The sequence below is a fragment of the Micromonospora sp. LOL_021 genome, from assembly GCF_048060215.1.
GTDB lineage: Bacteria > Actinomycetota > Actinomycetes > Mycobacteriales > Micromonosporaceae > Micromonospora_E.
In genome coordinates, this window is sequence record NZ_JBHMIN010000027.1 from 49,371 (window position 1) to 66,512 (window position 17,142).

14 protein-coding genes and 3 pseudogenes are annotated in these 17,142 nt (G+C 69.4%); 11 read left to right on the top strand and 6 right to left on the bottom strand.

The features are described 5' to 3' along the window. Positions 1-144: 144 nt before the first annotated feature. Positions 145-578, bottom strand: a pseudogene (locus tag ACFHWT_RS18465) (cupin domain-containing protein); the annotation flags it as partial. 107 nt (positions 579-685) lie between these two features. On the opposite strand from ACFHWT_RS18465, the pseudogene ACFHWT_RS18470 reads away from it, so the two are divergent. After that, positions 686-1,307: pseudogene (locus tag ACFHWT_RS18470) on the top strand (SDR family NAD(P)-dependent oxidoreductase); the annotation flags it as partial. A gap of 91 nt (positions 1,308-1,398) precedes the next feature. On the opposite strand, the gene ACFHWT_RS18475 reads toward ACFHWT_RS18470, so the two are convergent. Together ACFHWT_RS18475 and ACFHWT_RS18480 are read right to left on the bottom strand one after the other, a co-directional pair. Next, positions 1,399-2,193, bottom strand: coding sequence for an LLM class F420-dependent oxidoreductase (locus tag ACFHWT_RS18475; RefSeq protein WP_416595905.1), 795 nt, complete (start codon positions 2,191-2,193; stop codon positions 1,399-1,401). A gap of 49 nt (positions 2,194-2,242) precedes the next feature. Further along, positions 2,243-3,115: a phytanoyl-CoA dioxygenase family protein gene (locus tag ACFHWT_RS18480; RefSeq protein ID WP_416595906.1), complete on the bottom strand. Its 873-nt coding sequence runs from the start codon at positions 3,113-3,115 to the stop codon at positions 2,243-2,245. Positions 3,116-3,163: 48 nt separating this feature from the next. On the opposite strand from ACFHWT_RS18480, the gene ACFHWT_RS18485 reads away from it, so the two are divergent. Beyond that, on the top strand, positions 3,164-4,453 hold the full coding sequence (locus ACFHWT_RS18485) for a glycosyltransferase family 2 protein (RefSeq protein ID WP_416595907.1): 1,290 nt from the start codon (positions 3,164-3,166) through the stop codon (positions 4,451-4,453). A gap of 103 nt (positions 4,454-4,556) precedes the next feature. On the opposite strand, the pseudogene ACFHWT_RS18490 reads toward ACFHWT_RS18485, so the two are convergent. Beyond that, positions 4,557-4,838: pseudogene (locus ACFHWT_RS18490) on the bottom strand (IS110 family transposase); the annotation flags it as partial. A 264-nt stretch (positions 4,839-5,102) separates the two neighbouring features. On the opposite strand from ACFHWT_RS18490, the gene ACFHWT_RS18495 reads away from it, so the two are divergent. The 8 genes from ACFHWT_RS18495 to ACFHWT_RS18530 all read left to right on the top strand — a co-directional run bounded on the left by ACFHWT_RS18495 (position 5,103) and on the right by ACFHWT_RS18530 (position 13,660). Next, positions 5,103-5,975: a glycosyltransferase family 2 protein gene (locus tag ACFHWT_RS18495; RefSeq protein WP_416595908.1), complete on the top strand. Its 873-nt coding sequence runs from the start codon at positions 5,103-5,105 to the stop codon at positions 5,973-5,975. An 83-nt stretch (positions 5,976-6,058) separates the two neighbouring features. Continuing rightward, positions 6,059-6,943 (top strand): aminoglycoside phosphotransferase family protein, encoded by an 885-nt coding sequence (locus ACFHWT_RS18500; protein ID WP_416595909.1) that lies wholly within the window; start codon positions 6,059-6,061, stop codon positions 6,941-6,943. 163 nt (positions 6,944-7,106) lie between these two features. Beyond that, positions 7,107-8,129 (top strand): polysaccharide deacetylase family protein, encoded by a 1,023-nt coding sequence (locus ACFHWT_RS18505; protein WP_416595910.1) that lies wholly within the window; start codon positions 7,107-7,109, stop codon positions 8,127-8,129. 3 nt (positions 8,130-8,132) lie between these two features. Beyond that, complete coding sequence (locus ACFHWT_RS18510; protein ID WP_416595911.1) at positions 8,133-9,434, top strand: FAD-binding protein; 1,302 nt, start codon at positions 8,133-8,135, stop codon at positions 9,432-9,434. A gap of 222 nt (positions 9,435-9,656) precedes the next feature. Further along, on the top strand, positions 9,657-9,836 hold the full coding sequence (locus ACFHWT_RS18515; protein WP_416595912.1) for a hypothetical protein: 180 nt from the start codon (positions 9,657-9,659) through the stop codon (positions 9,834-9,836). Between the two features lie 194 nt (positions 9,837-10,030). Continuing rightward, entirely contained in the window at positions 10,031-11,923 is a 1,893-nt protein-coding gene (locus ACFHWT_RS18520; protein ID WP_416595913.1) for a non-ribosomal peptide synthetase, read from the top strand. Continuing rightward, complete coding sequence (locus ACFHWT_RS18525) at positions 11,920-12,669, top strand: thioesterase II family protein (RefSeq protein ID WP_416595914.1); 750 nt, start codon at positions 11,920-11,922, stop codon at positions 12,667-12,669. Before ACFHWT_RS18520 ends, ACFHWT_RS18525 begins: the two co-directional genes overlap by 4 nt. A gap of 16 nt (positions 12,670-12,685) precedes the next feature. Beyond that, positions 12,686-13,660, top strand: a complete 975-nt coding sequence (locus tag ACFHWT_RS18530; protein WP_416595915.1) for an alpha/beta hydrolase — start codon at positions 12,686-12,688, stop codon at positions 13,658-13,660. Between the two features lie 71 nt (positions 13,661-13,731). Here the strand turns inward: ACFHWT_RS18530 and ACFHWT_RS18535 are convergent, their stop codons facing one another. Then, complete coding sequence (locus tag ACFHWT_RS18535; protein ID WP_416595916.1) at positions 13,732-14,781, bottom strand: prenyltransferase/squalene oxidase repeat-containing protein; 1,050 nt, start codon at positions 14,779-14,781, stop codon at positions 13,732-13,734. Positions 14,782-14,876: 95 nt separating this feature from the next. Here ACFHWT_RS18535 and ACFHWT_RS18540 point away from each other — a divergent pair, with 95 nt between their 5' ends. Continuing rightward, positions 14,877-15,770: a TauD/TfdA dioxygenase family protein gene (locus ACFHWT_RS18540; RefSeq protein WP_416595917.1), complete on the top strand. Its 894-nt coding sequence runs from the start codon at positions 14,877-14,879 to the stop codon at positions 15,768-15,770. 47 nt (positions 15,771-15,817) lie between these two features. Here the strand turns inward: ACFHWT_RS18540 and ACFHWT_RS18545 are convergent, their stop codons facing one another. Next, positions 15,818-17,041: a helix-turn-helix domain-containing protein gene (locus ACFHWT_RS18545; protein WP_416595918.1), complete on the bottom strand. Its 1,224-nt coding sequence runs from the start codon at positions 17,039-17,041 to the stop codon at positions 15,818-15,820. Positions 17,042-17,142: the final 101 nt, after the last annotated feature.

Below are 17,142 nucleotides of genomic sequence, written 5' to 3' on the forward strand. Positions count from 1 at the left end.
GAACCTGCGCGGTGAGCGAGTCACGTAGGCCCCGCAGCCACGATGCGTCGATCGTGTCACCCTCGGTGTCGAGCCAGGCCCGCACACGTGGATCAGCAGCAGATCGAGCAGGCGCACCGCAGCGGTACCCGAGCCGGTGGCGGCGCCGCTGCGGGTCTCGTGGGCCAGCAGGTCCAGAACCGAGCGCAGCCACGGTCCGCTCGCCGGCTGGGCGGTGGCCACGTGCAGCACCGGCGGCAGTAGAGCCCCAGCAGGGCATGGACAGCGGCCGCGTAGTGGTAGCCCGCGCACAGGATCCGGGTCCGTGCGCCGGGCCCGTCGAGCACCAGCTCACCGTCGGGACGGATGAGGCCGCGCTTGAGGTCCTCATCGAAGCGGCGCGTCGGCAGGCTCGGGTCGGTGGCCAACTGGTGACGCGCCCCGGCAGGCAGCAGCACGAGGTCACCCGGGGTCAGTTGGCGCGGCGGCGCGGCGTCGATGCTGAACCAGCAGGTGCCTGCCACCACGGCATGGAACGTGGCACCTTGGCGGTCCGGCAGCTCGATGGCCCAGGGAGCCCGCGCGTCGAAGGTCGCCATCAGGCTCGCGTCGACCCGCGCCAGCTCCAGCACGTCGCCAAGAACATCCACCCGCACAGCCTAAATCCGCAACGCACACACGAGCAGACGGGATGAGACTGAGAGACAAGCACATTTACGCCAGCGCTCGCGACCCGCAAACGGTCCGCGTCGATGGGCGGATAACGCCCGTCGTCCTCGACGTCACCGACCGGGCCGCCATCAATCGGCTCGCCGCACTGGCCACCAAAGCTGACCTGCTGATCAACAACGCTGGCACGGCGGCGTTCGCCCCAGCCCTGGACGCTGATCGCGACGGGGTGGCCCGGGAATTCGCCGTCAACTTCACCGGCCTCTACGACATGGTCCGAGCGTTCGCTCCAGTCCTGGCGAGAACAGGGGTGCGCTGGTCAATGTGCTGACACTACTCGCGTACGCGCCGGCACCACCGATGGCAGGTTACTCGGCCTCCAAGGCTGCCGCGCACTCGCTGACCGTCGCCTTGCGACCGGCACTGACCCGAGCCGGGGTCAGCGTCCACGGCGTCTACCCCGGCGGTATCGACACCGACATGCTGACCGGCGCGGACACGCCCAAAGCGGCGCCCCGAGCCGTCGCCGAGGCGATCCTCGACGCATCGCGGCCGGAGACGAGGACATCTACCCGGATCCGACGTCCGCGCAGATGAGCGAACTGTGGAACACCGACCCGCGGGCCTTCACCGCAGCGTTCACCGCCATGGGCTCCTGAACATCGCCACGCGGTGCGGGAAAATCGCGGATTGGTGGCCGGTGGTGGACGGGTTGCCTGAACGGATGGCGGCGTTGCGGTCACCCTTCGCTCAGCGGTTCGACTCGTCCCGCCACGCGATCCAGTCCTTCAGTACGCCGAGGTCGTAGCGCGGCCCGAGCGCGCCGACCGTGAACATCGAGACGCCCAGGGCCCGCAGTTGCTCGCCGAGCGCATCGGGCGTTCCCGCCGGCGTGGGCGCGCCAGCCACCGCAGTCGACACCTCGATCGCGGCGAGGTCGCGGCCCACGTCGGCGCAGTGCCGGCGCAGCACGGCCATCTTGTGCGCGAGGGTCGGCGGGTCGCCGAAGCAGTGCCAGATGTCGGCATGCTCGGCCACCAGCCGCAGGGTCCGGCGTTCACCGGCGCCTCCCACGAGGACCGGGATCGGCCGGGTGGGCGGCGGGTTGAGCCGGGTCCATCGAGCCCGGATCCGGGGCAGATCCCCGCTCAGGCGGTCGAGGCGCCCTCCGGCCGTGCCGAACTCGTAGCCGTACTCCTGATAGTCCCGTTCGCACCAACCGGCACCGATGCCGAGGACGAGCCGGCCCTCGCTGATGTGGTCGACGGTGCGGGCCATGTCGGCGAGCAGGTCGGGGTTGCGGTATCCGGTGCAGCTGACCAGTGTGCCGATCTCCACCCGGGAGGTCGACTCGGCCCAGGCGCCAAGCATCGTCCATGCCTCGAAATGCCGGCCGTCCGGATCGCCGTCGAGCGGGAAGAAGTGGTCCCAGTTGAAGATGATGTCGACGCCGAGCTCCTCGGCCGCCGCGGCGGCGTTGCGGATCTGGCGGTACTCGGCGTGCTCCGGCTGAATCTGCAGGCCGATCCGCACGGGCCTGTACATGTCGTTTCCTCCCATGTTCACGGGCGTCGTGCCAAGGCGGGGGCGATGCTCAACGTCCGGCTCCGGGCCGCCGCACCGCTCGTGCGGACGCGGTGCGGCCCTGGCTGTCGGCCGGCTGTTGCGGGCGGCGGTACTCGGTGAAGTGCTCCTCGCGGAACAGGTCCGGCCACCGCCCTCGGTCGAGGCGCAACTCGCGGCCGCGCTGCAGCATGCGTCGCCAGTACGGCTTGACCGGCGGCCACTTGCTTCCGGCCTGGCAGTACGAGGTGTCGATGAAGTAGCGGTCCTTGGTACGCCCGTCCGGCCGGGGCCGCCGGGCGTGGAAGAGTGCCGAGTGCAGCACGACTGTCGAGCGCGCCGGGAGTTGCTCGAGATTGAGCTCACCGGGTAGCACGGTGGTGCCGAAGTGGGCGCGTGCGGTCTTCGCCACCCGCTCCCGGTGCGAGCCGGGGAGCACCACCAGGCTCGACGTCCCATCGTCGAGGCCGTCGAGGTAGTGCAGGGTGTGGACCATGCGGTGGGCCGGGTCGACCTGCGGCCCGTACTCGTAGTCGTGGTGCCAGGCCTTACCGGGGAGTCCGGGTGCCTGGCGGTCGCTGTGCAGGTGGTGGAAGGCGAACGCCGGTCCCAGCAACCGGATGAGCAGCTTCATCAGCGGGGGGTAGGCGATCAACTCGCCGTGCGTCGGCATCTCAAGCTCCATCAGCGGCGGCGTACCGTGCTTGTCCGGATCGAGGCAGCTGTCGATCGACCGGGCGCGCAGTCCGTCGTCCACCCAGCGATCCACCTCCTGCCGCAGTCGGTTCGCCAGGTCGACCGGCAGGAAGCCGGGAAGGATCAGATACCCCTGGTCGTCGAACTGGTTCAGCTGGGCGTCGGTGATCGCCGGGTTCGTGAACTTTTCCATCTGCAGCGTGGTCACGTCGTCGACTCCGTTCTGTGCGCGGTGTGCGCCGCAGCACCGTCGGGCGTGGTTCGGGCCACCTGGCCGGATCCTCATCCGCAAGGCAGCACCAGGCAAACCATTGAGCAAGTTTGGCAATATTTTTGCCATCTGGCAACCCTCGCTCGTGTTGCCTATCTTTGCCAGATTGGGCAACATGCCGGTATGGGCACCCCACTGATCAGCATCGTGATCCCCTACAAGCAGCGCCTCGACAACGTGCGCATGGTGTTCGCGTCCCTCGCCGAACAGACGCTCGACCGCGCCCGTTTCGAGGTCGTCGTCGGGGCGATCGGGTACGATCACCGCTACCTGCGGCTGTGCCAGGAGTACGCCCGCCGCCTCGACATCGCGACCGTGATGGTGGAGCGGCCCTGGAACACCAGCCACGCCCGCAACATCGCGCTGCGGCAAGCGTCCGGCGACGTGGTCGTACTCCTTGACGCCGATGTCATGCTCCCGCCCCGCTGTCTGGAGTCGATGCATCGCCGGTATTTCGCCGACGGGACTGCCCGGTGCGTAATCGGGCAGCTGATCGGCTACGACAACTTCTCGACGACCGAGGCGGTGGCCGCCGCGCCGTTCAGTCGCCACCGCGCCGTGCTCGCCCGACTGGATGCGACAACCGGGCTGCGGGAGGACCCTCGCTGGCGGTTCGAGCCGGTGACGCTGCCTTGGACGATGGTATGGACCGGTTTCGTCGCCATCTCCGGTGACGTCGTACGCCGGCACGGAGTCTACTTCGACGAGGACTTCTGCGGCTGGGGTGCCGAGGACCAGGAGTGGGGCTACCGAATTGCCGCCACCAACACACCGATCCTGCTCGGCACGGACCTCTGCGGCCTGCATCTGCCGCATGCCCGCGACGCGGAGATCAACTTCGCGGCCTTCGCGACCAACAAGGCTCGTTTCCTGGCGAAATGGCCTCGGCCCGACGTCGAGTTGTTCCGGGCCAGCGACTCCTGGGTGGCCAACCGTGAGATTGGCGCGCTCCGCGCCGAGGTAAGCACCGCGCTCGACGGCGAGGGTCAGTCGCTGGGCGTCGCCCGCGGCACCGCAAACGGCGTCGATGTCCTGGTGGTGGGCCTGGCCCTGGACGAGGCCGGCGAACCGGTGGAGGACGTGCTCGACCCGGGGACTCCGCGACAGGTGACGCCGCTGATCGGCCTCGCCCTGCCCTATGCCGATGGCGACCTGGCTGAATGTCGGGTGTTGCCGCGCGTACTGCGGCTAAGTGAGCGTTTCCGGAACATGGTGCTGGCAGAGGCTGCCCGGGTGGCCCGTCGGGTGGAGACACCGTCGCCATCCGGGAGCTGACGTTGACGACTCAGGCAACTTTTGGCAAAATTTGGCATAAGCTAAGACTTTCGTCCTGAAAGACATCCCAGGAGCTTGAATGTCAAGCAGCAGCCTCGTTGAGGTGGCGGGCCGCCTGCACCGGATTCACCGCGTACACCGTGTACCCGGTGGCGACCAGCGCCCGCACCCACGGACCCCGATCGGTCTCGATACCGATCTTTACCCAGGCGGCGGCGTCGGCGGTGTCGACGTCGTCACCGAGCGCCTGGCCGATCATCGCGTGCAGCCTGGCCATCCCCACGACGCCCTCGGGCAGCCGGGCCCTGGCCAGCCGGCGGCCGGAGGCGTCCATCACCTCAACGTCGTGGTGCTCCTCGGCCCAGTCATCTCCTACAAACAGCAACACGTCTCCCGCCTCCGCCTATCAAGCCGATCACCTTCGGTAGCCAGGAGGAGAACCATCAACGACCTGATGAAGCAGTGCTCACGCCGCGACCGGGCGGGCACGACATCCCATCAGCGATCAACTCTCCACACCGACCGGCAGCGGCACGATCTCTCATCAGGACTCGACGTCCAGGTAACTGGAGTGCTCGTCCGCCGGCGGCTACCTACCCACCAGGAGTTTGCCGGATGGCTCACTCCCAGAACTCATTAGGGGACTCCGATGCCAGACCCGATCGGCGTCGTGACACTGACCCGGCACCGCCACCAGATGCTGCGCCGCGCGATGGCCTCCGTCCTCGCCCAGGACTACCCGGGTGAGATCGAGCACATCGTCGTCATCGACGATGATCCGGAGTCGGTGGCGGTGGTGGAGTCAGCCCCGACAGCCCCCGGTCGGCGCACCGTCGCGCACCTGGTCGAGCGCTCACCACAGGAGCGCGAGGAGCCGCCGCGTGACCGGCGCTTCGTCTATCCGCGGCTGTCCCGGCTGTTCAACACCGGTGCGCGGATCTCGTCTGCCGAGTGGATCGCCTTTCTCGACGACGACAACGAGTTCGAGCCGCACCACCTGAGCAGCCTGCGCGACCTCGCACGGCGGACGGGCGCCGACGCGGTGCACTCCGGACGCACCATGTGGAACGCCGACGGCACGCCGTACACCGATGAGGTGTGGCACACCTCGTTCACGTACGAGGAGGGCCGGCGGCTCTATCAGCTCATGGTGGACCGGGGCGTCCGTTTCCCAGGGTCGAACGTCGTGATGGACCGTGCCGATCCCGGCATTCGCAGCGCCTCGTTCCGTCCCAGCACGGTCACCGGTCCCGATGATCCGATCATGACCGTCGACCAGAGCGTCTGGCTGCTGCGCCGCGAACTGCTGCTGCGCCTGCCGATCCCAGAGGAGTTCACCGAGGAGGACCACGCCAACAACGTCGCGCCCGACGACAAACTTCTCGGCAGGTTGGTGAGCAACGACGTACCGATCTTCTCCACCGGCGGGGCGACCGTACGGTACTACCTGGGCGGCGTCTCCAACTGGAAGCAGCGGGAGACTGTGGCCGCGGCCCGAGCGGCTGCGGCCGCGGCTGACTGACGGGACACCCCGCACCACCCGTGACCATCAACACACCACCAGTGATCGCGACCGTGGTCGAAGGGAGCGCTGACAGCGTGCGGATGCATGCCGACCAAGTGGACATCACGGTGGCGGACGTGGCCTGCCTCGTCGCCGAACAGTTCCCCCGGTGGCGGGACCTCCCCGTCCGGCCGGTGACCTCGCACGGCACGGTCAACGCCCTGTTCCGGCTGGGCGACGATGTCGTCCTGCGGTTCCCGCTACGCCCCGACCCGGGCGCCACCGCACGGGCGTCGCTGGAGCACGAGCAGGACCTCGCGCGCCTGATCGCCCGGCACACCCGACTGCTCGTGCCCGAGCCGCTCGCGGTCGGCCGGCCCGCCGCCGGCTATTCCGGATGGTGGACAGCGTACGGGTGGATCCCCGGTGACACCGTAGAACCGGGCACCGGCGTCGACCAGCTGGAGCTCGCTCGCGATCTCGCCCGGTTCGTCGGTGAGTTGCAGAGCATGGATACCGGCGGGCGCACCTGGCAAGGCCGCGGGCGTGGTGGCCCGCTCACCCGGCTGGCCGAGTCCGTCGATGGTGCGCTCGCCGACAGCGCCGGGCTCGTCGACGTGCGTCGGGTAGCAGAGGTCTGGCGGCAGTGCCTCGCCACCGGCAGGCATGACACCCCGGACGTGTGGATCCACGCCGACCTGATGCCTGGCAACCTGCTGTCGCGCGACGGCCGGTTGGCCGCCGTGCTCGATCTCGGTTCGGCCGGAATCGGCGATCCCGCAGTCGACCTCATGCCGGCGTGGAACCTGCTGGACGACGAAGGGCGACGGGCGTACCGCTCCGCGCTGCGGGTCGATGATCTGACCTGGGAACGCGGCCGTGGCTGGGCCGTGGCGCAAGCGATCATGGCGCTCCCCTACTACCAGCACACCAATCCGGTGATGGCCGACACCGCTCGACGGACGCTGGCTGCGGCGGTCGCCTGAACGCCTCCTACGCGGGTGCTGTCCGGTCACGCGTTTTACCAAAACTTGCCATCCCTGTTGCCAAACAGGAACTCCGGTGGCAACGTTATGCGTCGATGACCGTTGAGCCACGGACGACGCAGTTCGCACGCCACGTCCGGGCCTACGCCAGCTCGGAGGACCTATGCCCTACGCAGGAGTCTCCTGGAGTGGCGATGGATATCGCCTCGCCGTACTGGACGACACAGGCGAACCGGTGGCCGCGCCGGCCTGGTTCAATGCCGCCGACGTCGACGCCATGATCGATCATCTGCACACGATCGGCGCACCTCCGGTCGTGGTGGACAGCACCAACGGCATTCTGGACGGCCGGATGATGGCGGCAGGCCTCGTCGTGTACCGCGCAGACCCGCATCTGCTGCCACCGCGACCCGACTTCGGCTCGGTGCCCGCCGATGTGCTCGCCCGCGCCGCCTGGCGTGACCTCGGAAGTCTGGTCAGGCTCGACCCCACCCGCGGCACTCAGACCGGCCGGGAGCACGTGCTGCGGCGCGACGAACAGACCAGCGCCGCTGCGCTCGCCGCGATGGTCGACAAGCACCGCTGCGTGACCCACGGCGACCGGGGGCGGCCCACCCTGGCGCTGACCTTCGACGACGGCCCCGCGCCCGGGTACACCGCCCAGATCCTCGACGTGCTGCGCCGCTTTCAGGTTCCCGCGGTGTTCTTCTGTGTCGGGATGAACGCCGCGGCTCACCCCGATCTGCTGCACCGGATGATCGACGAGGGACACACCGTCGGAAACCACACCTGGTCCCACCCGTTCCTGCCCGAGCTGGCCCGGCACCAGCTGCTGGAACAGCTGGAGCGGACGAACGAGACGATCGAGAAGGCGACCGGCGCGGCGCCTAGGCTGTTCCGCCCGCCGTACGGCTCGCGCACCCCTGAGGTACTCGAGTGGCTACGGCCGGTCGACTCCACGATGGTGCTGTGGGACGTCGAACCGGTCGACTGGGCCATGCCTGGCACCGAGATCATCGCCGAACGCGTGCTCGACACCACCCGCAACGGCTCGATCGTCCTGCTGCACGACGGCGGCGGGGACCGGTCACAGGTCGTGGCGGCTTTGCCCCGCATCATCGAGGGCCTACTGGAACGTTCCTTCCGGTTCGTCACGGCCGACGAGTTCGTCACCGGCGGGAGGTGAGCCGTGCAGACGCAGGGACTCACGAACTGGGCTGGCTCGATCACCTTCGGCGCAGCCCGGATCCATCAGCCAGACACCATCGACGAGGTACGGCGGTTGGTCGCCGGCATACCTCGGATCCGGGCCCTGGGCAGCGGGCACTCGTTCAGCCCGATCGCGGACACCACGCACGATCTGATCCGGTTGGACAGCCTGCCGACGGTGCTGAGCCTGGACGAGCGGAACCGGACCGTCACTGTCAGCGCGGGGATGCGGTACGCGGAGGTGGCCGCGGAGCTGCATCGGGCGGGATACGCGCTGTCGAACATGGCCTCGTTGCCACACATCTCGGTGGCCGGCTCCTGCGCGACGGGAACACACGGTTCCGGAGACACGCTGCGCTGCCTCGCCGCCGCCGTACGGGGCCTGCAACTGGTGGGCCCAGACGGCGAGCTGCGCGAGCTGCGGCGGGACGAGGACCGGATCTTCGGAGGATGCGTCGTCGCCCTGGGCGCGCTCGGTGTGGTCACGGCGCTGACCCTGGACGTCGAGCCAGCCTTTGAGATGAGCCAGCAGGTGCACGTCGGCGTTCCGCTCGACGAGATCATCGGCGAGCTGGACGCAGTCTTCAGTTCGGCCTACAGCGTCAGCGTCTTCACCACGTGGCACAGCGAGGAGGGCTCGGTCTGGCGTAAGCGTCGCGCCGGATGGGCGGAGTCGGGCTGGAACGGCGGTCGGCACGCCGAGCGGCCGATGCACCCGGTCGACGGAGTCTCGCCGGAGTTCAGCACGGAGCAACTGGATCGGCCGGGCCCGTGGCACGAGCGTCTGCCACATTTCCGCCCGGAGTTCATGCCGGGCTCGGGGGACGAACTCCAGTCAGAGTTCTACGTATCGCGCGACCACGCCTCGGCCGCGCTGTCCGCAGTGCGTGGTCTCGCCGAGCAGCTGGCGCCGGTCCTGCAGATCGCCGAGATCCGTACGGTACGTGCCGACGACCTGTGGCTCAGCCCGGCTTACCGCCGTGACTCGGTGACGGTGCACTTCACCTGGGTCAGAAACTGGCCTGCGGTGCTCCCGGTCCTCGCCGAGGTGGAGAAAGCGCTGCGACCCTTCGACGCTCGGCCGCACTGGGCCAAGCTGACCACCCTGGCCGGGCCCGACATCGTCGCGGGCTACCCGCGCGCCGCCGACTTCGCGGAGCTGATGCGACACCTTGACTTCACGGGCAAGTTCCGGAACGCATTTCTAGATGATCTTTTTCTGAATGGCGACGAAATCAGCGTCGCCGCGTCCGAGCCGGTCGAGTCACCGACTTTCGGCTAATCGCCAGAATCGCCAGCGTCTGGCGGTAGATTGCAGACAGCACCCCTAATGTCTACAAAGTCGACTCCGGTCTCATGGTTATAAATCAGATCGGCGGGTTGGTCACAGCCAGCCAGGGACAGTAGGCTTCATAAAGACATCGACGCTGGTCTCTTATTCGACCCCTGCAGAACGACAACGGAGTCGCACTGCCGGACATTTCGAGTACCGGGAGAATCAACCATGCCGCATCGCAGCCCCGCACGCCTCGTCGACCGTCGACCCATCTCGCCCACCTTGCTACGGATAGCCGCCCTCGGCGCGGTCGCCTGCCTCGCCCTCGGAGCCCTGACCGGCACGCTGGGCACGAACACGGCCACCTCGACCCCATCGACGGTCGCCTCCGACATCGACTGGCCGTGATCACGACTCGACTCGTACCACCACCGGTGTGCCGCTCCACATGGGGCGGCACACCATCACGTACAGGCTTTGCCAGATTTTTGTCAGAGATTGCCAAAATTTGCCAGATCGCTTAGCCTCGGGAACGTGCCCACACAGACCACACCGATGACGATCGGGGGAGTTCCATGGCGGACGCAGTGCCCTCCCAACCGTTGATCACCAAAAGTCGGCCAGGACGCATTCCGGACGACCCACGGCCGCACGGCCTGGCCGCAGCGCTTCCCGGAACGCCGCCGCTCCTGCCCCAGTCGGTCGACGAACACGTCCGCGCCCGCCCCCACGCCACCGCGGTGCAGGGCGAGTCCGACAGCCTCAGCTACCGTGCCCTCGACGATTGGGCGGCGGCTCTCGCCACACGGCTCACCGCCGCAGGCGTCGGTTACCGCGACAGCGTCGCCGTGGTGATGGAGCCGTCGGTCGCCATGGTGGCCGCCGTCCTGGCCGTCTGGCGGGCCGGTGCCGCCTATGTGCCGATCGACCCTGCGCAGCCCGACCTACGGGTGGCGGCGGTTCTCGCCGACGCCGCCGTCGCCGCCGTCGTGGCCAGCCCGGCCACCGAGCCACGACTTCGAGCGGCCGGCCGGCCGCTCGTGGTCGCTCACCGTCCGGAGCCGGCCCCACAGCCAGGGCCGGCGGCCGAAGCCACAGTCGACGATCCCGCCTATGTCATCTACACCTCCGGAAGCACCGGCGAGCCCAAAGGTGTGCTCGTCACCCACGGCCAACTGGCCGCTTCCACGGCGGCCCGCCGCCTCGTCTACCCGGGGGCGCCAGCCTTCCTGCTCGTCTCGCCGCTGGCCTTCGACTCCTCGATCGCCGGGATCTGGGGAACCCTGAGCGCTGGCGGCCGTCTGGTCGTAGCAGCAGCCGACGAGGTGCGCGACCCGGAGCGTCTGGTCCGCCTGGTGGGTCACCGCCGGGTGACGCACCTGCTCTGCGTCCCGTCGCTGTACGCGGTGCTGCTCGACGCCGCCGACCGTGCCGGCCCGGACGTCCTGCAGTCGTTGGACACCGTCATCACCGCTGGCGAGGCGCTGCCCGAAACTCTCCTGCGCCGCCATTTCGCCACGCACGGCCCCCGGGTGTACCTGGTCAACGAGTACGGACCGACGGAGGCGACCGTCTGGGCCACGTACCGGCGGTTCACCGGGCCGGCCCCGGTCAGCATCGGCGGTCCGATCCCCGGTGGCCGGGTATATGTGCTGGACGACGACCTGCGCCCGGTCGGCCGTGGCGTCGAGGGCGAGCTGTTCGTAGGCGGTGCCGGCGTCGCTCACGGCTACCTCGGCCAACCAGAGGCAACGGAGAAGGCGTTCCTGCCCGACCCGTTCGACCCGACGCCCGGCGCGCGCATGTACCGGACCGGCGACATGGCGCGCTGGAACGACGAGGGAACGCTGGATTTCCTGGGCCGCCGCGACGATCAGATCAAGATCCGCGGGCACCGGGTGGAACTGGGCGCGGTGGACTCCGCGCTGCGGGCCGTGCCCGGCGTCCGGGACGCTGCGGTCCTGCCCGACGAAACGCGGACCGCGATGGAGGCATTCGTGGTCGCGGATCAAGCGGTGAGCGCGGAGAGCGTACGCCTGGAGTTGTCCCGGCAGGTGCCGGCGGCCATGGTGCCCGCCCGGATCCACGTCGTACCGGAGTTCCCGCTCACCGTCAACGGCAAGGTGGACCGCGAGGCACTACGCCGGTACGCCGCACACCCGACCCCGGCGCCGACGGCTCAGCCCACCCGTGACGGCGCCACCGCCCAGGTCGCCGCGGCATGGGCTGAGGTGCTGAAGGTCGCCGACGTCCCGGTCGACGTCAACTTCTTCGACCTCGGTGGCCACTCACTGACCATGTTCCAGCTGCAGGGCGCGTTGGAGCGGCGCACCGGAACGCGGCCGTCCGTGGTGGCGCTGTTCCGGCATACCACGGTGGCAGCCCAGGCGGAGCTGATCGGACGTGGTGGCACCGATGCCGGGCCGGTCGACGACCCGCGTCAGGCGGTCGTGGAGCGCGCCCGAGCGGCGCGGGCCCGGCGGGTGCGGGCATGACGGCCTCCGGCGTGGACCCGCGCATCTGGCTGCGATCCGGCGCCGCCCCGGCGGGCGCACGACGACAACTGATCTGTTTCCCCCACGCCGGTGGCTCGGCGACGATGTTCCGCGACTGGCAGGCCCATCTGCCGGACAGCGTCGTGCACGCCGTCCGCTATCCCGGCCGGGCCGAGCGGATCGACGAGCCAGCGCCGGACGACCTGGTGCAGCTAGCCGCGCGGATCGCCGCAGCGGTACGCCCGCTGGCCGGCAGTCCGCTGGTCTTCTTCGGGCACAGCATGGGCGCGGCCGTGGCCCTGGAAACGGCCCGGCACCTGGAGACCGACGGTATCCCGGTGGCCCATCTGTTCGCCTCCGGGTCACGCAACGCTCCGCTGCCGGAGCCGGAGGAGCTCACGGAGGAGGAGCCCGACGACGACCCGACGACGATCGCACGGCTGATCAGCCTCGGAGGTACGGATCCCGAGGTGGCGGCAGACCCCTTCTTCCAGGAACTCGTACTTCCGTACATCCGCAGCGACGGTCGGATGTTCCACGCCTACATCCGCGCGTTCCGGGTGGAGCCGCTGCTGCGCTGCCCGGTCACGACGATCGTAGGGCGCGAGGACGTCGACGCGGACTGCCGGCCGTGGCCGGAGCTCACCCGAGGCCCGTTCCACGAGGAGGTCGTCGCGGGCGACCACTTCTACCTGACTTCTGACCCACCGTTCGGCCTGCTCCGGGCCGGTGCCGCAGTGGGCTGAGAGGAGCGCCATGACCATGGTGGGTTCGCCCCTCGGACCGCCGCCGTTCGACCCGCAGCTCGCCGGACCGCTGCGCGACATTCTCGACGGCCTGCCGAGCATGACCGCAGACCAGATCAGCTTCCGGCGGGAGCTGTCGGCGGCCGGCCGGATGTCCGACGAGCAGATCCGTCGGGGCGGTGCATTCGACATCGAGGAGTTGACCGCCGCCGGGCCACCCGGCGCGCCGGACATCTCCCTGCTGATCTGTCGTCCCACTGCGACGCCCGGTCCCTTCCCCGTCATCTACCACATCCACGGCGGCGGCATGGTGGCTGGTACCAGCCGTAGCCGGGAGCTGGACGGCGACCTCGACCGGGCGCAGGAGCTGGGGTTCGCGGTCGTCGCCGTGGAGTATCGCCTCGCGCCGGAGCATCCGGCGCCGGCCGGGCTGGAGGACTGCTACGCCGGGCTTGTCTGGATTGCCGAGCACGGAGCCGGGCGGTCACTCGACCCCTCCAGGGTTGTGGTCAGCGGCAACAGTGCCGGCGGTGGGCTGGCGGCCGGAGTCGCGCTGCTGGCCCGCGATCGCGGTGGACCGCGCCTGTTCGGTCAGATGCTGCAGTGCCCGATGCTCGACGACCGGTGCGAGACCCCGTCGGGGCGGCAGATGGACGGTGTCGGCCTGTGGGACCGGACCTCCAACCTGACCGGTTGGACCGCGCTGCTCGGTGAGCGCCGAGGCGGCGACGTCTCGCAGTACGTCGCTCCGGCACGGGCCGAGGACCTGTCCGGGCTGGCGCCGATGTTTCTCGACGTGGGCTCGGTCGAGGCCCTGCGGGACGAGGCGGTCGACTATGCCAGCCGGGTGTGGCAGGCGGGTGGCCAGGCCGAGCTGCACGTCTGGTCGGGTGCCTTCCACAGTTTCGACGAGTGGGTGCCGGACGCGACCGTCTCGCGCGGGGCCCGGCAAGCCCGGGTGCAGTGGCTGCGTCGGCTGCTCACGGGGTGAAGACGGCCTGCAGAACCACGGCGCCAGTGCCGTGAACGCGTACGGCGGGGTGTCCCGCCGTACGCGTCGGGTCATCGTGCGGAAGCCACGTTCATCGCCGCGTCGGCCAGAAACTTGGCGGCCCAGTTGGGAAAGGCCAGCGGCTCGAAGCCCCCGGTCAGCGGGAAGGAGCCCGGCAACGCGCCCATCGCAGCCGGTTCCAGCGGCTGGCGCACCTGCAGTTCGGCCAGGCGCGCCAGCACCTGTTCGCAGCGTTTCGCGAGGACAGCGTCGCCTTCTCGCCGGTGCAGGTCCCACCAGATCGTCACCATCTGGGCATCGCCGGTGAGGCATGCGTAGTCCGCCAGCGGTTCGAACCCGAGGCCGATCTCGCCCGGCAGCAGCGGGTACAACGGGCTGTCCAGTTCGGCGAGGCGGCGCGCACACCGGTCCGCCGCAGCGCGGGCCTGCTCAGCGAGATCGTCGGCGAGCAGGTCGGCGCAGCGGGACAGTCCACGTAGGGCGTATCCGATGGTGTGGGTCCACGGCGTGTGGCTGGCGGAGAATGCCATGCCGTCGATCCAGCCGTCCGGCCGGACCTGCCGGAGGATCCAGTGCAGCGAGCGGCGGACCGCGGCGAGGACGGCCGGATCGCCGGTGGCCCGCCACAGCTCTGCCAGCGCCCAGCTGACCCGCGACGAGTACGTGTTCGGGAAGTCGAAGTGGGAGAGCCAGGCACCGTCGGCACGTTGCTGGGTGAGCAGCCATCGGCCGGCGCGTTCGGCAGCCGCCTCGCTGGCGGCGTCTCCAATCGCCAGGAGACCGAAGATGATCTGGCCGACGTCGAAGACAACCGGCGGACCGTCGACGCCCATGCCGCCGGGGAACGCGCCGTCGGCGGACTGCAGCTCGAGCAGCCAGTCGCCGATCTCGCGGGCGCGCACGGCCAGAGCGGGTCGGTCCAGAACGCGCGCCGCGCGCAGCAGGGTCGGCACGAGATAGCCGCTGGTCTCCGGGTAGGGGGCCTGCCAGCCCTGCCGCAGGTCGTAACCTGCCGCGACCCCGCGTCGTCCGGTCGCGTCGTGCGCAGTCTCCACCCAGCTCATCGCGTCGTCGGCGATGCCGAGGATGTCGTTCGTCATGGATTGATTGTCGAGCTCCCCTGTCCACCCTGGCAAGTTTTTGGCACAATCAGGCAAAGGATGCGGTAAAGATTTGGCAAGCAGAAGGGGGAGTCATGACTGGGACACTGCTGCCGTCGCCGACGGTCACCGTGCAACGCATTGCCGGAAACATCGGTGCGGTCATCGGCGGCGTCGACGCCTCAGGCCCGTTGCGCGACGAGGTCGTCGCGCAGGTGCGGCAGGCCCTGCTCGATCACAAGGTGATCTTCCTGCGCGACCAGGAGCTCGACTACGACAGCCAGGTCGCCTTCGTGAAGCGATTCGGCGACCTGACCCTTGGCCACCCGATCTACGACAACGCCGAGGAGCAGCCGCACCTGCGGGCGATGGACTCCTCCCACGGCACCCGGGCCAACCACTGGCACACCGACCTGTCCTTCATCGAACGCCCACCCGCAGCGGCCTTCCTACATGCCAAGGTCATCCCGCCGGTGGGTGGCGACACCATCTGGGCCAACACCGCCACCGCGTACCAGAGCATGCCGGCCGAGCTGCGCGATCTCGCCGACCGGCTGCGGATCGTGCACAGCAACGACTCCGACTTCACCGACGACACCGTCGACTGGCGCGGCGACTACATCTCCAACCGGATCGAGACGGAGCATCCCGCGGTGCGGGTGCACCCGGAGACGGGGGAGCGCGCCCTGCTGCTCGGCGGATTCGCGCAGAGCGTGGTCGGTTACAGCCCGCAGGTCTCCCGCGAGCTGATCCACTCGCTCCAGGAGTACGTGACCAAACCGGAGCAGACAGTGCGGTGGCAGTGGCGGGTCGGCGACCTGGCCATCTGGGACAACCGTGCCACCGAGCACTACGCCGTCTACGACTACGGCACGGCGCACCGTCGGGCGGAACGGCTGACCCTGGTCGGCTCGACGCCGGTAGGTGTCGACGGGCGACCCAGTGTCGTGCTCTGCGGTGACACGACCGCCTACAGCAACGGCGCCTGAGACTACCGCTTGTGAGCCGTTCGGCCGGACTCCGGCCGAACGGCTCGTCAGTCTCCGGTCAGAGTGGTGGCCAGCGTCCGCCAGATCTCGGCGGCAAGCTCGACGTTGCGAGCCGACTCCGCCTCCTCGGCGAGCTCCCGCATCCGGTGCACACCGGCCTCCCGGTCGCCCCGGCGGATCTGCAGCCGGACACGCATGGCCTCGAACTTCAGGCGGTCGCGGAAGGAGAGCAGCGACTGCTCGGCTGCGACCCGCTCCGCCATCTCCCACGCCTCGTCCAGGCGGCCCTCCTCCACCGCGAGGTAGACCCAGAGCGTACGCAGCTCCTGCTGATGCAGCTCGGTACCGACCAGGCTAACGACCGTGGCCGCCTCCTGTAGCCTGGCCCGCACCTCGTCCAGCGGCGGCGGGCTCACCTGGAGACCGAGTGAGGCTGCGGCCAACCGTAACCGCATCCACAGCACCAGGTCGACGTGGCTGTCCAACCGGTCGAGAGCGCGTTCCAGCAGCCGCCGGCCCCCGGCGTGATCGCCCTGGCGGGTGCTGACCGTGGCCGCCGCCCAGAGCGCTTCGACGTGCGCCGTGCCCTCCACGTTCTCGGTCAGCTCACACAGCAGCTCGGCGTGTGCCTGCGCGGCCGCCAGCTCCCCCACCTCCGCCTCGATCGCGACGAGGGCCTGCAGGGCACCCGTACGGGCGGCTTGTGATGCCTTTTCGGACAGCTCATGCGCCCGCTGCGCGTACTCCCGCGCCTGCGCGGTGTGGCCGAGCGTGCGGGCGCAGCGGGAGAGGCCAGTGCAGGCGCGGGACCACAGCTCAGGCGACGCCAACGACTCGCTGAGGTCAACCAGCTCCTTGAGCAGGACGTACTCCTCCTGCTGCTGGCCCTCGCCGCGACGGATCTCAGCCAGCAGCCAGAGCGCCTGCCACCGCAGCGCGGGGTCGAGGTCGGGTGTCTTGTGCAGGGCATCGGCCAGCGACTCCGCCAGGTCGGCGTCGTTCGCCGCGGCCACCACCGCAGCCAGGAGCTCGGCGAACGCGGAGTGCCGCGGGGTGCCGACGCCGTCGACCGGGCCTTCGAAGGCGGAGACCGACACGCCGAGCCGGCGTGCGAGGTTCTCCACTACCCGGTGCGTCGGCGGCCGTGCGCCGGACTCCAGCCGGGACAGATATCCGGTGGACATGACCCCGTCTGCGAGCGCCGCCTGAGACAGGCCACGCTCGGCGCGGAGAGCCCGGAGGCGTTGTCCGAATTCGGGTTGTTCGAGCATGGTCTTCCTTGAGTCGTCAGCTCCATCAACGACGACCTGTCGTGATGGCAAACGTTAGCGGCCAGGGGTCGCTCCCCGTGACTGGGGCTCGCCGTGTTTGA